The sequence below is a fragment of the Pseudomonas sp. Pdm06 genome (assembly GCF_014851795.1).
Lineage (GTDB): Bacteria > Pseudomonadota > Gammaproteobacteria > Pseudomonadales > Pseudomonadaceae > Aquipseudomonas > Aquipseudomonas fluorescens_AA.
Window position 1 is genome coordinate 209142 of record NZ_JACVAH010000014.1, and the last position, 16259, is coordinate 225400.

Here is a 16259-nt window from a genome sequence, read left to right on the forward strand (position 1 = left end):
TTTCAAACCGCTCCGTTCGTAGCGATGGCCTCGAGCCGCGCCGCCAGTTGCTGGTGCAGGGCCGGTTGCTCGAGGATAGTGAGATGCTGCGCCGGGATGACCTCACGGGTCAACGGCCCGGTGCTCAGGTGCTCCCAGTGCGGGTCGGCGAACTCAGCCTGCTCCAGGGTATCGTCGGCCCACCAGACATGCACCGGGCAACTGAGTGGCGCAGGCTTGAAGGTCGCCAGCAGATGCTGCGTATGCTGCTGGTAGCGCAGCCGCGTTTGCAGGTGCTCCCAACTGTCGCCATCGAGCTGCAGGCCCTGCTGGCGCGCCCACTGGGCCAGTTCCGGCAGGCGTGCTGCCGGGGGTAGGGCGTCCAGTTGTCCCAGCAGTGCCGCCAGGGTCGCCTGTGGCAACTGGCGCAACACGGTCTGGCTGTCCGACGTCAGCGACAAGGCGGCCGACTCCAGCAGTGCTTGGACGCTGTCTTCCGGGGCGTGATGCTGATACTGGGAATCGATGATACCGAGAAACGCCACCTGTTCGCCCAGACTCTCCAGGCGCGCGGCAGCGGCAATCGCGAGCAGCCCGCCGAGGGAGAAACCCAGCAGGTGATAAGGACCGTGCGCTTGCTGCTGGCGCAGATGCTCGACATAGACCGCCGCCAGGCTCTCGATGTCACCGCCCAGTGTCGTGCTGTCGTCAGCCAGGTAGGCCGCCTGGAGTCCCCACAGTTGCCAGGCCGGTAGCGATGCCAGCAGAGGGCGGTAGTCCTGCACATGGCCTGTGGAGGGGTGGAAGCAGAACAGCTTGCCGGCCTCGATGGGCGTTGCGTTTGGCGGCGACAGCCTGACCAGTGGCGAGAGCTTGAGTTCGGCCTGCACCAACGCCGCGAACGCCGCGACGCTGGGGGCGTTGAACACCGCATTGACCGTCACCGGTGCCGACAGCGCGGTCTGCAAACGGCTGGCGAGGGTTACCGCCGCCAGGGAATGGCCGCCCAGCTCGAAGAAATCGTCGTCGATACCCACCCGCTCCAGGCCCAGCACTTGCGCCCAGACTTCGGCAAGCAAAGCTTCCAGCGGCGTGCGCGGCAAGGCACTGCCAACGGTGTCGAGGACTTTGTCGGCCCATTGTTGCAGGGTCTTGCGATCCAGCTTGCCGTTGCCCATCAACGGCAAGGCTTCGACGATCCGCAGGGTGGGCAGCATGTAGTCCGGCAAGCAATCCTGGGCCTGGCCATGCAGCCTGGCGACCGTGGTCGAATGCCCGGGCGCCAGGGTCATGAAGGCGAACAGTTGCTGGCCGAGCTCGCCCCGGGGAATGCATTCCACCGCGGCCTGGGCGACGCCGGGAAGGCGGGTCAGTTGCGCCTGGATCTCATCGAGTTCCACACGGAAACCGCGGATCTTCACCTGGCGATCGGCACGCCCGGTGATTTCCAGGCTACCGTCGTGGAGGTAGCGGGCCATGTCACCGGTGCGGTAGAGGCGTTCGCCAGGTGATTGCACCCATTCGATGAAGCGACCGGCGTTCTGTTGCGCGTCCAGGTAACCCCGGGCCAGTTGCGGGCCGGCGATATACAGCTCGGCGCTCTGCCCGGGAGCGGCCAGCGCTTGCTGCTCGTCGAGCAGGTACAGGCGCATGCCATCGAGGCGATCGCTCAAGGGCAGGCGGCGATAATCCATGGCCGGATCGGCTTTGTGCATCACCACTCCGACCGTGGTTTCGGTCGGGCCGTAATGGTTGAAGACTGTCAGCGCCGGCGCGAGGCCGTGAATGTTTTGCAGCAGGCGCCGCGAGCAGCTTTCGCCACCGAGGATCAGTTGCTTGCGAGGTAACACGGCCGCGCTTTGGGCATGAATCAGCCAGGCGTCCAGCAGGGACGGTACGATCTTCAGGTGGTCGATGGGGTACTCAGCCTGCCAGGCCGCCCAGGCCTGGGCGTCCATTGCCGTTTCCTTGTCCAGCAGGTGCAATTCACCGCCACTGAGCAGCGCCGGGAACAGCAAGGTGTAGCCCAGGTCGGCCGCCAGTGAGGTGACCACCGCACTGCGCTCGCCAACCCCCAGCGCCAGGCGCCGGGACACGCTGGCGACATAACTGGCGAGTTGGGCGTGTTCGACAATGACGCCTTTGGGCGTGCCGGTGCTGCCGGAGGTGAACAGCACGTAGGCCGCGTCCTGCCCTTGGCACTCGACGGTGGTTGCCGTGGCAGGTGCGTGCTGCCAGGTCGCTTCATCACGCAGGTCGAGGCTACCGATGCCGGGCAACGCGGGGGCGCTGCCGGCCGAACCGCTCAAGACGAAGACTGGCTGCGCCTGTTGCAGGATGGCCAGGGAGCGTTGTGCCGGCTGATGCACGTCCAGGGGGACGAACGCCGCGCCGCTCTTGAGCACGGCGAGCATGGCCAGGACCATTTGCGCCGAGCGATCCAGGTACAACGCCACGCGGTCTTCGCGGCCCACGCCCTGGGCACGCAGGTAATGCGCCAGTTGGTTACTTTGCGCCTGCAACTGGGCATAGCTCAGGTGCCCGTGGTGGTCGCGCAGGGCCAAGTGATCGGGGAACTGCGCGGCGCATTCAGCGAAACGCGCCGGTACGCTGGCAAACGGCGGGGCGGCGACGTCGCCCTGCCGGGCGGCCAGCGTCGCGCTGAAGCTCGGTGCCTGCAACGACAGCTCGGCCAAGGGCTTGCCTGGGTTGGCGAGGGCATCGGACAGCAGCGACTGGAACTGCTCCAGAAGCGTCAGGGCTGCTTGTTCGCTGTAGCGGCTCGGCAGATGGTGCAAGTTCAACCGATAGCCAAGACCGCTGGCTTCGTGGCGGACCGTTTCGGCAACCAGCAGCAACTCCATGCCTGCCGGGATGGCTTGCACCTCCGATACAGTGAGCGTCGATGCAAGACTGCCCAAGGTATCGAGTCGATCGGGCAGGTGTGCGCCCCACTGGAAACCGTAGTGCAAGGTTTCGGCCGGCAGTGCGGTGCTGACGCCGCAGTATTCCTGCCATTCGATGGCTTGCTCGCACAGCGTCTGCAGGGTCTCCAGCGCCTGGACAAATGAGCTGTTCGCAGCCGGTTGCCAGCGCAAGGGCAGGGGCTTGGCGAACAACCCCCAGCAGTCTTCGAGTTCCTCGTAGTCTTCGCGGCAATCGTGTACCCAGTTCAAGGTCAGTGCCGGACTGTCGCCGGTACTGAGGCGCTGCAGCAACACCCCCCAGGCGCTCATCAGCACCTGCTCGGGCGAGGCACCGTGACGCTGGCAAAAGCGCTCCAGGGCGCTGCTCAATTGCGGGTTGGCGAGCAGGCGGGTGGTCGCCGGGGCGTCGTGGCGATCGTTGCGCACCTGGCGGTAGAGCAGCTCGCTCCCGGCCGGTTCGTCCAAGGCCTGGCTGGCCCAGAAGCGCCGACCGGGGACGGCGTCTTCATCGGTCTGCAATTCATGGAGCCAGGCACTGTACTGGGTGTAGGTCATGGCCTCGTCATCGAGGTACGGCGCGTCCGTCGATCCCAATGCCTGGGCCAGGCGCAGCAAGGTGCCGCGATCCGCGCTCAGGGCCGGCAGTTGCAGTGTCACCCGGTGCCGATCGTCACCCACCGATTGCACTTCGACACTGATCGCGTCGGCTGCAGTGGCGGTGGGCTCGACCACCTGCAGCGGCATCAGCAGGCCCGGTTCGGGCCGCTCGCTCAGGCGCAAGGCCTCGTGGCACGCGCTCAGCGCGGCCAGCCGCTGCTGCAGGCGTTCCAGCGCCAACGCGCCGGTGATCTCCAACTCCAGGCGCACGGGCGGCAAGCCCGCCAGCCATTGGCTGCGCTGTTGCGGCGAGAGGGCGAAGGCTTCTTCACGTTTCTCAAAGGCGGTCATGCCTGCACCTCCGAAGCCGGCAGCGGCTGTGCTTCGGGCAACTGCCCCGTCAGTTCTTCGCGGCGCATCATCTGGCCCATGGCGACGCAGATCTTGCGCTCGCCCTCGAAGGGATCCCGGGCGTGAGCCACCAACATATTGTCCAACATGACCATGTCACCTTTTTGCCAGGTAAAACGTACCGCGCAATGTTCGTACGCCTCGCCGATTACCTGCATCACCGCGTCTTCGATCACGCTGCCGTCGCCGTAGTACACGTTGCGGGGCAGGTGCCCGAGGCCGAACAGGTTGATCAGGTTGTTGCGCACTTCCGGCTCCAGGCAGGCAGTGTGGTGCAGTTGCACCTGGTTGAAGAACGACAGCTCCCCGGTCTCGGGATGTTCGACGATGGCCGGGCAGTGCTGGGCGATCCGCAGGTTGTCGGTGCCCAGCCATTCCCAGCGCATGCCCGAGGCCAGGCACTGGCGCTCGACTTCCTCGCGCTGTTCGGTCTTGAAGAAGTCCTGCCAGCGCACATCCAGCTTGTCGGTGAAGTGCCGCACGTAAAGCAGCCCCAGGGCCTTGAAGCGAGCGACGATGTCCTGGGGCAAGCGCGCCAATACCTGCCGGCAATCGACGATGGGCGTGCAGCCGCCACGTGGCGCCGGTGTTTCGCAGTAGAACCACTGCTTGCGTGGCCACTGCGGCAGATGGGAGCTCTCGTTGTGGAAGAGAATCATGTGCTGTTCCGGGTACGGCGTGGAGTGGTAGATATTCTTGCCGGACTTGTTTTTCGGCAGGTCGCCGTAGGTCCCGTAGAGGTCGGGCTCGATGGCCTGGGCGAACTGCTCGAAGGCCGCGGCATCCGGCAGGTTGAAACCTCGGAACAGCAGGCCGCCGTGGGTCAGCAACTGTGCATTGATCCATTCCCGGGCTTGCAGCGCCCAGTGCACCGGGTCCAGGTCGCCGAGCAACGGCTCGATCACCAACGGCAAGGCTTGCCCGGCGTCGAGGGTACGGGTACGGACCTGCTCGTGGGCCACTTGGCTGACGGCGGTGGCGCGGGTCTGCTTGAGCTTGCTCAGTTTCGACTGCTTGCGTGCGCTGCGGGCCGTGGCCTCGTCGAGCGACGAATCAGGCTGGGACGCGGCGCCGGCGTGGCTGCCCTCAAGGCGCCACGACCACCGGTCCAATGCCTGGGCGGGGGCCGAGACGATCTGCTCCAGCAGGTGCTCGAAGCCCTGTTCGAGACGCTGGATGGTCTGCTCCTGCAACACGCTGGTGCGGTACACCCAGCGCACGTTCAGGCCTTGCTCTTCGTCCTCTTCGACAAACACGGCGAGGTCGAACTTGCTGCTCTGCTGGGGGGCTACCAAGTGTTCTACCTCAAGGTCCGGCAGGCTGGCATTGCCACTGGGCGTGTTCTGCATGACGAACAACACCTGGACCAACGGATTGACCCCTGGCGTACGCGGCGGCTGCAACTCCTCCACCAGTTTGTCGAACGGCACTTGCTGGTGTTGGAACGCCGACAGGCAATCCTCGCGCAAGCGTTGCAGGCGGGCGTCAAAGGTTTCGCCCTCGCTCAGGCGGGCACGGATCGGCAGCACGTTGACGAAGAACCCGATGAGATGTTCCAGGGCCGGATGTTCGCGGTTGGCCAGGTCGGTGCCGACGATAAAGTCGTTGGCCCCGGTGGCCCGCTGCAACAGGCTGTTGAAGGCATTGAGCAAGACCATGAACAGTGTCGCCCGTTGCGCTTGCGCATAGGCCTTCAGCACCTGGGCCTGGGCCGACGTGAAGCGTTGCTCGAGGGCCGCGCCCTGGTAGTCGGGGCGTGCCGGGCGTGGCTGGTCAAGGGGCAACGGGATCAACGTTGGCGCGCCGTCGAGCTGGCGGCGCCAGTAATCGATGGCCCGTGCCAGCAGGCGCTGTTGCGCTTCGCTGCGTTGCCAGTAGGCATAGTCGGCGAACTGGATCGGCAACACCGGCAACACGGGGGTCGAACCGTTGATGCGAGCCTGGTACCCGACGATCAGTTCCTGCATCAGGATGCCCATGGACCAGGCGTCAGTGGCGATGTGATGCAGCACCAGTTGCAGCACATGATCCTCGCTTCCCAAGCGCAGCAGGTTGGCGCGCAGCATCGGCGCCTGTTGCAAGTCGAACGGGCGCGCGGCCTGTTCATCGATCAGGCGCTGCAGGCTTTGCGCCTGCTCTGCGCTGTCCAGGTCACTCAGCTCGGTTGGCGTCAGGTCGACCAGCGGCGCCGGGTTGATGACCTGGCAAGGTTGGTCGCCGTGGAGGTGGAATGCGGTGCGCAAGGACTCATGGCGTTCGAACACCGCTTGCAAGGCTCCTTGCAACGCCGCGATGTCCAGCGTGCCACGCAGCCTGACGGTGGTGGTCATGTTGTAGGCGGCACTAGGGCCTTCGAAGCGATCCAGGAACCACAACCGTTGCTGGCTGTAGGACAGCGGCAACGGTTGGTTGCGTGGCGCCAAGGCCATCTCGGTGTCAGCGTCGGCCTCGCTCTGGGCGTTGCGTTGCTGATCGACCGCTTGGGCCAGTTGCTCAAGGGTGCCGCGCTCGAACAGCGTGCGCAGCGGCAGGTTCACGTTCAACCGGCGGCGAATTCGCGACAAGACTTGGGTGGCCAGCAGCGAGTGACCGCCGATGGCGAAGAAGTCATCGTGCACACTGACGTTGTCCAGGCCGAGAATTTCCTGCCAGAGTTCGGCCAGGACGTGTTCGGTCGGCGTGCGCGGCGCCATGGATTGCGCCTGCACCGCCTCGTCCTGGGGCACACCCAAGGCGGCGAGGGCACGACGGTCGACCTTGCCATTGGCGTTCAGCGGCAACTGTCCAAGGGCCAGCCAACGGGCCGGGACCATGTAGTTTGCCAGTTGCTGGCCCAGGTATGCGCTCAATACCTGTTGCGCCGGCTCGTCGCCCAGGTCGGCCGTCTCGTCGAGCACATACCAGGCCACCAGTTGCAAGGCGCCGCGGGCGTCGGGCAACGCCAGCACCGCCGCGCTGTCCACCGCTGGGTGTTGCATCAAGCGGTTTTCGATCTCGCCCAGTTCGATGCGGTGGCCACGGATCTTCACTTGCTGGTCGCGACGGCCGAGGTATTCGATTACGCCATCCTCACGCATCCGGCCGATATCACCGCTGCGATACAGGCGCGCATCGGCTTGGAACGGGTGCGGGACAAAGGCCTCGCGGGTGCGTTGCGGGTCGCGCAGGTAGCCGCGACCCACGCCGACACCACCGATGCACAATTCACCGGGTACACCCACAGGGACCAGGCGCAGTGCCGAGTCGAGGACGAACACCTGGTTGTTGGCGGTCGGTTTGCCGATGGGCATGTGCAAGCAGTCGTCGGCCGGTGCTTCGGTGATGGGGTAGAACGCCACGTCGTCCGAGCATTCGGCAGGACCGTAGGCGTTCATCAATGGGATCGCCGGGAAGCGTGCGAACCAGTCCCGCGCCAGGGCCGGCGGCAATGCCTCGCCGGTGGGCAACAGCCAGCGCAGGCTTGCCAGGGTGTGATGGGCCTGGCTTTCCTGGAGCATGCCGCGAATCAGCGCCGGCACGGTTTCCAGCAGCGTCAGTTGTTGCTCCTGAACGGCGTCGAGCAGGGCCACGGGGTCGTGGGCCTGGGCATCGGGAAGAATGTGCACGGTGGCGCCGAACAGCGGTGCGGCGAGGAACTGCCATACGCTGATATCGAACGCCGCCGAGGCTGTCTGGGCAATCCGGTCGTGCTCACCCAGGCCCAGGCTCGGGACCTTGCCGAACATGTTGTTGAGCATCCCGCGTTGTTCCACCATCACGCCTTTTGGCGTGCCGGTGGAACCCGAGGTGAAGATCACATAGGCCAGTTGATCCGGCTGGTGCGCATAGGTGACCGGCGGTTGCTCACGACCTTGCCAGAGCGCCTGGGCGACCAGGCAGGTGGGCTGCTTGTGCATTTGCGGCAGGACGTCGTCCAGTGTCGAGGTCGCGTGCTCGCACACCAGCAACAGCGGCGCCTCACCCAGGTCCAGCAGTTCCGCCAGGCGTGCGTGGGGCTGTTGGATGTCCAAGGCCTGGAACGCGGCGCCGACCTTGAGCGTGGCGATCATCATCGTCAGCAACGCCAGGCCACGCTCGGCGAACAGCGCCACCAGGGTTTCCGGGCCGGCACCGGCGGCTTGCAGCGCATGGGCGATGGCATTGGCGCGGCGGTCCAGTTCGGCATAGGTCAGCGATTGATCCTGGCATACGGCGGCCAGGTGTTGCGCACGGCTGCGCACTTGCTCGGCGAACAGCGCCGCATAACCGCGCTCCAGCGGGAAGTCGAGGTCGCTGCGGTTGCAGTCGATCAGCAGGTGCCGGCGTTCCGCCTCGGGCAGCATGTGCAAGCTGCCCAAGGGCGCCTGCGGTGTCTCCAGCATGGCCGAAAGCAGCTGCACCAGATGCCCGAGCATGCGCTGTACGGTGTCAGTGCTGAAACGCATGCTGTCGTAGGACAGGCGAATGCCCAGGCGGTCGCCAGGGTACAGCACCACCGTCATCGGGAAGTTGGTGTGCACCCGGTCTTCGTAGATATCGATGCTGAAGGCGTCCAGTTGCACGCTGCTGATGTCCAGCGGGGCGTTTTCGAACACCACCAGGCTGTCGAACAACTGCTGGCCGCGCGGCACTTGGCTGCAACGCTGGATGTCCACCAGCGACGCGCTTTCGTGTTCGCGCAATTGTGCGTTGTGGGATAGCAGTGCCTGCAACCAGTCGGCCACGGGGGCCTCCGGGTCGACATCGATGCGCAGTGGCAGGCTGTTGATGAACAGCCCGACCATTTCTTCTACACCGGCGAGGTCAGTCGGGCGGCCGGCGACGGTCACGCCGAACAACACGTCGCGGTTGCCGCTGTAGCGCGACAGCAACAGTGCCCAGGCACCCTGGATCCAGGTGTTGGGCGTCAGTTGGTACTGCTGGCAGAGCTGTTGCAAGCGTTGGGTCTGGGCGATGCTCAGGGTCTGGTCGAAGTCGCCGACCTGTTCCGGTGCCTGCTCCGGGCGGGCCACCGGGCCGTCCACCTGCAGCGGCGTCGGCTCGCTGAAGCCGGCCATTTGTGCTTGCCAGAAGGCGTGGGCGGCAGCCATGTCATGACGTTCCAGCCAACTCATGTAGCCACGGAACGAGCGCAGACGCGGACGGGCCACCGGCTCCTGGCGCACCAGGGCCTGGTAGATCGCCAGCAGGTCTTCCATCAACAGGCCGAAGCACCAGGCATCGGTCAGGATGTGGTGGAAACTGCGCACCACGGCGAAGCGGCGCTCATCGAGCTGGAACACCCGCAAGTGGGTCAGCGGTGCGCAGGCCATGTCGAAGCCTTGCAGGCGCTGTGCTTCGAGGGCCTGGTCCATCGCCTCGCGCTGCTGCTCTTCGTCGAGATGGCGCAGGTCCTGCCAGTCGAACGCCTGGTGGGTCTGGCGGTACACGCATTGCAGCGGCTCATGGTCGTCCTGCCACCAGAAGGCGGTCCGCATCATTGGATGGCGCTCGAGGAACAGCTGCCACGCGGCTTCCATTGCCGGGCGCTGCAGTACCCCGTCCCAGCTGTAGCGTTGTTGCATCAGGTAGATACCGCTGTGGGGTTGCAGCAGGGTGTGCAAAAGCATGCCCTGTTGCATCGACGACAGCGGGTAGACGTCTTCGATGTTCAGCCAGTCCAGCGGTTCGGCCGCCAGGGTTGCCGCTTGCTTGTGGCACAGCGGGAACGCCTGGCTGGCAGGGCGCAGGTCGGCCGCGGTGGCCAGTGCGGCGAGTTCGCTCAAGCGTTGGACAAGGCACGGCGCCCAGTCGGCGGCGAGGGTACCTTGGCTGCGCAGGTGCAGGCGGTCATCCTGCCACCAGGCGTCTACGTTCAGCGGCCCGGTCGAAGCCGGCGATGGGGTTGGTGCTTCAACCTGAGCCAGGATGCCACGCTCTTCGCGGTGGCTGTCGAGGTTGCCCAGCCAGCGAATGACGACCGATGGTGCTGGCAGCTCACGCAGCGGTTCTTGCAGGTAGGTATTGTCCGACAAGTAGCGCAGGGCGCCATAGTCGACGCCGTGTTGCGGGTAGGCGCGCATCTGCGCCGCCAGTGCCTGCAAGCGTTGTAGCAGGCTCTCGCCTTCGGGCTGGAGGAAGTACGGTACGGCCAGTGCCAAGGGCCCCATGATGCGTGCCGGGTCGAGGTCGGCCACGGCAATCGGCGCAGCGACCGGCAAGCGCTCGGCGCTCGGACGGGCATCGTGCACGCTCAGCGCGACCAGGCCATTGCCGCACTGTTCACGGCACTGTTCGGCCACGGCAGCGGCCAACAGGTTGTTCCAGTCCAGTTGCAGCACTTCGCCCAGGCGCTTGAGTTCGCCAGAGGTGGCGGTCGGCAGGGTGTGTTCGACCACGCTGGCCGGCTGCTGGCTGTCAGGCAGTTGCAGCGGTTCCACCCCTGCGTATTGCAGCCAATGCTCCCAGGCGTCATCCAGGGCATCACCCTGGGCATGGGCCTGCTGGTGCCGTGTCCACTGGGTGAAGTCGCCACCGGCGTAGGACAGGCGCACCGGCCGCTGATAGCGCAGCTGTGCCAAGGCCAGGTTGAGGTCAGCCAGTAGCAGCGACCAGGAGGCTTCGTCCAGGCACAACGGATGAGCGGCCAAGAGCAGGGATTGCGTGCCGTCCACCTCAAGCAGGCTGGCATGCAGGGTTTGGCCTGCGCCCAATTCCAGCGCATCGACACCGGCCTGGGCCAGGGCTTGCAGTTGCGCCGGGGCGCAGCTCTCCAACTGCTCGGTGGTGATGACCGGGGCCTTGGCCACGACCAGTACCCGTTGCTGCCACTCGCCCTCCGGCAACGCCTTGAGCGCCAGACGCAGGGCCTGGTGGTGTTGTTGCAACGCGGCGATGGCCTGGGCCAGCAGCTCGCTATCGATGGCCTGGGTCAGCGCCACGCAGCGCCAGGTGGCGTGCAATGGCCCTTGTTCCAGGCGTGCCAATTGCCCGGCAGCCAGCGGCAGGTCATAGCCATCGGCAACGGCTTGCGCCACGCCATGGTTGGCATCGGCACCCAGTACCCGGGCGATATCGGCGATGGTGCGGTTCTCGAAGAGCTGGCGGGGCGTGAGTTTCAGCCCTTGCTGGTTGGCGCGGGCGATGATCTGCAAGTTGATGATCGAGTCGCCGCCCAGGGCGAAGAAGTTGTCATGCACGCCGACACGTTCAAGCTTGAGGACGTCTTGCCAGATGGCGGCCAGCTGCGTTTCGACTTCATTGCGCGGGGCCACGTGAGTGGCGCTGTCGTCCGTGGCTTTTTGCGGGAGCGGCAAGCGCTGGACATCGACCTTGCCGTTCCGGGTGAGGGGCAGTTCGTCGAGGGTGATGAAGTGTGCCGGCACCATGTAGTCCGGCACCCGCGCGCCCAGGTCGTTACGCAGTTTCGTCGCGGACAGTGACTGGCTGGCGACCAGGTAGGCCACCAGGCGCAGGCTGCCGTCCAGTTCCACGGCGCGGACCAGCGCCTGTTCGATCAGCGGCGACAGGCGCTTGATCTGCGCTTCGACTTCGCCCAGCTCCAGGCGATTGCCACGGATCTTGACCTGGCTGTCGACCCGGCCGAGGAATGCCAGTTGGCCGTCCACTTGCCAGCGCACGCGGTCGCCAGTGCGATACCAGCGTTGCTGATCCGCGTCGAGATGAAAGCGTTCGGCGGTCAGGTCCGGGCGGTGCAGGTAACCCCGGGCCAAGGCGCCGTTGATCAGCAGCTCACCGGACACCCCAGTGGGCACCTGGCGCCCCTTGGCATCCACCACTTGCAGCCGGCGGTTCGGCAGTGGCCGGCCGAGGGCAATGCTGCGCAGGCCCGCGGGCAGCTCGGTGGCGATTGCGCCGACCGTCGCTTCGCTCGGCCCATAGTGGTTGAACACCCTGAGGCCAGGCGCCAGGCGGTTGACCTGCTCCAGCAGCGCCGGGCTGAGGGCGTCGCCACCGAAGACCAGCAGGGCGCGAGGCAACAAGCGTGCATCGGGCAGCGCCTGCAACAGGCCGGACAAATGGCTTGGGGTGATCTTCAGCACATCCACCGGGTGTTGGTCGAAGAGTTCGGCCAGTGCCAGGGGGCTGAAACCACTGTCTTCGTCCACCAGCAACAGGCTGGCGCCGCTGCACAGGGCGCCGAACAGTTGGGTGTGGCCCAGGTCGGCGGCGATGCTGGACAACAAGCCGTAGCGGGCGGCCGGCGGCGGGTTGAGTACCGCGTGCACCGCCGTCAGGTAATCGACGATGGACTGGTGCTCGACCACCACACCCTTAGGGGTGCCGGTGGAGCCTGAGGTGTAGATCACGTAGGCGGCGTCAGTCGAGTTATGGGCCACGGCAGGTGGCGTGTCTGGCTGGGCGGCGATGGCGTCGGCCTGTTCCGCCAGCCACAGCGTCGGCGTGTGCTCGGCAAGGCCTTTGAGCAGGGGCGAGGCAGTGGCGCCGATCAGCAGCGCGGCGCGGCTGTCCACCAGCACATCGGCCAGGCGCCCGGCGGGCTGCTTGAGGTCCAGCGGCAGATAGGCCGCGCCAGCCTTGAGGGTGGCGAGCAGGGCGATCACGAACCCGGCACTGCGTTCCAGGGCCAGTGCCACGACGCTGTCGTGACCTATACCCTGGGCGCGCAAGTACTGGCTGAGGCGGTTGGCTTGCTGGTCCAGTTCACGGTAGGTCAGGGCGACCTGACGGTCGCGGACCGCCAGGTGATCCGGGTGGGCGGCCACTTGTTGTTCGAAGCACTGATGCAGGCACGCCTGGGGTACCGGCAGTTGTACGCCGCGTCCCTGCACGAGCAGTTGCTGGCGTTCTTCAGGGCTCAGCCACTCAAGCTCGCTGACCCGGCACTGTGCGTGCGCCGTCATCGCCAACAGGATGGCGCGCAATTGTGCCGACAACACCGCGACCTCGGCGTCGCTGAAGCGACTGCGGTCGTAGCTGATCAGGTAGTGCAATTGTTTGTCCGGCACCACGATCAGCGACAACGGGAAGTGGTTGCGGCCTTGGGTGAGGGTGATGCCGTCGGCCTGCTGGTCGCTGCTCGGGGCACTGAAGCTCAGGCCGCCGGTGTCCTGGTTGAGCGCGTCGGTGACCGGGAAGTTCTCGAACACCAGGATCGAGTCGAACAGCGCCTGCTCGGCGGCGATGCGCGTCATCGACTTGAGCTTGCCCAGAGGCAGGTAGGCGTGGTGGCGCAGATCGCTGTTGGCTTGCTGCAACTGCTGCAGCCAGTCCACCAGGGCCGGGCCTTCAGACCACTGCACGCGTAACGGCAAGGTGTTGATGAACAGCCCGACGGTGCTGTCCACGGCGGCCAGGTTCTCTGGACGACCGGCAACGGTGACGCCATAGACCACGTCGTCACGCCCGGCGTGCTGGCCCAGCAGCAATGCCCAGGCGCCCTGGATCAGGGTGTTGATGGTCAAGTCGTTCTGGCGGGCGAAGTGTGCCAGATGCTCGGTTTCGCTGGCCGTCAGCAGGCTTTCCCGTTCGGCGAACGGTGCCCCCGCGGGCGCAGGCTGCCGTACGGCGAAGGTGGGCAGCGGTGTCGGCTCGCTCACGTCCTGCAACTGTTCGCGCCAGAAGCCTTCGGTGGCGACCATGTCCTGTTCCGCCAGCCAGGCGATATAGTCCCGGTAAGGGCGGGTCGGCGGCAGGTCGGCGGGGCGGCCGTGGGCCTGTTCGTAGTACAGCGACAGCCACTCCTGGACGGCGATGCCGACGCTCCAGCCGTCCATGAGGATGTGATGGAAGGTCCAGATCAGGTGCCAGCGCTCGGGCGCCAGGCGCACCAGACACACGCGCATCAGCGGCGAGTCGTTCAGCTCCAGGGGCTGGGCGCGCTGTTCCAGCGCCAGCTGACCAAGCGCAGCCTGCGGCTCGGGACGGTCTTGCCAGTCCAGTTCCGTCAGGGGCAATGGCACGTCCTGTTGCACCACCTGATAGGCATCGTCCAGTTCTTCCCAGAGAAAAGCACTGCGCAGCACGGCGTGGCGCCGCATCAGCGCCTGCCAAGCACCGCGAAATGCGCTCAGTTGCAGCGGGCCGTTCATGTCCAGGCTCAATTGCTGGTAATACACCCGCGAATCCGGTTCATAGACGCTGTGGAACAACAGGCCGTGCTGGGTCGGCGAAAGGGAATAGATGTCTTCGATGTTGTTCATGCTTGCTTGGTCCATTTCAAAGTCTTGAAAACTCGAGTGAGCGTCGATCAAGGCGCCGCGCCGGTCCGCAGACCTGGGCGGGCGCCGCGTCGCTCGCTAGCTTTGGGAATCGGGTTTGGTCTTGAGTTTGCCCAGCAGTTTGTCCAGGGATTTCTGGTTCAGCGCCTTGGCCAGCGGGAAGTCCGCAGGCATCAGCGAACCGGCCTGCGGATCGAGGCAGTGTTCGACCAGTGTCTGCAAACGTTCCAGCAGGCGAGCAGGCAAATGGCTGTCGGCGTTCGGCGTGACGCTGTGCCACTCGACACGCAACACGCCGTCCTCCAGCCAGGCCACCACTTCACGGGCATGGGTCACTCGGTTCACCGGGGCCACGTCCGGCGGCGGGGTCAGGCTGCTGGCGCGCAACCAGCCCGCTGGCGTTTGCTCATGCCCCAGGTAGTTGAACAGCACATCGCCGTGGCTGGCCGGCAACTCGCCGCGCTGGCGCAGCAAGCCGTAGCCCAGGCCCTGGCCGGGTACATCACGCAAGGCTTGCTTGGCGTTGCGCACCTGATCGCCCGCGGCGCCGCTGGCACTCACGCGCAGTGGGTAGAGGGTGGTGAACCAGCCGACGGTGCGGCCGACGTCCAGCCCGGCAAACGGTGCATCACGCCCGTGGCGTTCAAGGTCCACGACGATGTCGCTGCGCTGTTCGACCTCGGCCAGGGTCGCGGCGAGGGCGGCGATCAGCAGTTCCTCCGGTTGTGTGCGGTAAGCCGCGTGGGATTGGGTCAGCCATTGGTGCGTGCGGTTGGCATCCCAGCGGGCCGACAGGGTCTGGCGTTCGGCGAGCGTGGCCATTGGCGGCGGGTTCGCAGAGGCCTGGGCACTCCAGTAGCGATGCTCGGCGGCAGCCTTGGCGGCATGGGCTTGCAGGTGCTCGGCCCATTGACGATAGGAGGTGGTTTTCGCCGGCAACGTCGGCTGCTCGCCACGCTCCAGGGCGGCATACAACTGTTGGAAATCTTCCAGCAGCGGCGTCCAGGACACTGCATCGACCACCAGGTGATGGGCCGCCAGGTACAGGCGCTGCGGTGTGCCTTCCAGCAGGGCCGCGGCAAACAGTGGGCCGTGTTGCAGGTCCAGGCTTTGCGCGACTTGCAGTAATTGCTCCGGGTACTCGCAGCAGGTCAACTGGGCCGGTGCCACTGGCGCGATGTGTGCCTGCCATTGGCCGTCGACGTGGGTGAAACGCAGGCGCAGGGCGTCGTGGTGGGCCACCAGCCGATCCAGCGTGGCTTGGACGATGGCCGGTTCCAGGCGACGGTCGCTGTCGGCCAGCACCGATTGGTTCCAGTGCGCGACCTGCGCTTGCTGCTGGTCGAAGAACCACTGGTGCAACGGCATCAGCGGCATCGGCCCGGTCACGTCGCCTTGTTCGGCCTGGGTCAGCAGCGCCGTGGTCACATGGGCCAGGGCCGCCGGGGTCGGCGAGCGGAACAGGTCCCGTGGTGTGAGCGAATAGCCCTGCTCACGCAAGCGCGAGATCAGTTTCAGGCCGAGAATCGAGTCACCGCCCAGGGCGAAGAAACTGTCCGAGGTGCCGACTTCGCGGCCGCCAGTCAAGGTTTCGCCGAGCAGTTCGCCGAACAACTGGCAGAGCAGGCGTTCCAGTTCGTTACGCGGTGCCGCGTAGTCTTTCTGGGTGTTTGGCAAGGGCAGGGCGGCCAGGGCCTTGCGGTCGATCTTGCCGTTGGTGCTCAGGGGCAGCGCCGGGATGTGCACCCACACCGCCGGCACCATGTAGGCCGGCAGCTCGGCCGCGAGCTGGGTGTCGAGGTCCGACTGCGCGGTGCTACTGCTGTAGAACGCCACCAGACGGTTGTCGATGACCAGGGTGCAGGCGCCGGTGATGGCCGGCAGGTTCAGCAGGGCTGAGTCGATTTCCCCCAGCTCGATGCGCTGGCCACGCAACTTCACCTGATGGTCGAGACGCCCCAGGTACTCGATGTTGCCATCGGCCAGAAAGCGGCAGCGGTCGCCCGTGCGGTACAAGCGATCCCCAGTCACGAACGGGCTGGCGAGGAAGCGTTCTTTGGTCAGGTCCGGGCGTTTCAAATAGCCACGGGCCACGCCGACGCCGCCGATGTACAACTCGCCGATGCTGCCAATCGGCAGCGGCTGCATGGCTTCGTCGAGGATGTACAAGCGCAGGTTGGCGATG

At 65.8% G+C, this 16259-nt stretch carries 3 protein-coding genes; all 3 read right to left on the reverse strand.

The genetic code is table 11. From position 1 onward, the window contains the following. Positions 1-2: 2 nt before the first annotated feature. Positions 3-3854, reverse strand: a complete 3852-nt coding sequence (locus IB266_RS22305; RefSeq protein WP_192262468.1) for a non-ribosomal peptide synthetase — start codon at positions 3852-3854, stop codon at positions 3-5. Further along, a complete protein-coding gene (locus IB266_RS22310; protein ID WP_192262469.1) occupies positions 3851-14056 on the reverse strand; it encodes a non-ribosomal peptide synthetase in 10206 nt (3401 codons plus the stop codon). The genes IB266_RS22305 and IB266_RS22310 overlap by 4 nt, the downstream gene beginning before the upstream one ends. 96 nt (positions 14057-14152) lie before the next feature. Next, on the reverse strand, positions 14153-16259 hold a 2107-nt coding region (locus tag IB266_RS22315; RefSeq protein WP_192262471.1), incomplete at its 5' end, for a condensation domain-containing protein.

What these genes read in the sequence shown, in the direction of transcription:
- IB266_RS22305 (WP_192262468.1), bottom strand. Translation starts at nt 3,854, where the DNA reads ATGACCGCCTTTGAGAAACGTGAAGAAGCCTTCGCCCTCTCGCCGCAA.
- IB266_RS22310 (WP_192262469.1), bottom strand. Translation starts at nt 14,056, where the DNA reads ATGAACAACATCGAAGACATCTATTCCCTTTCGCCGACCCAGCACGGC.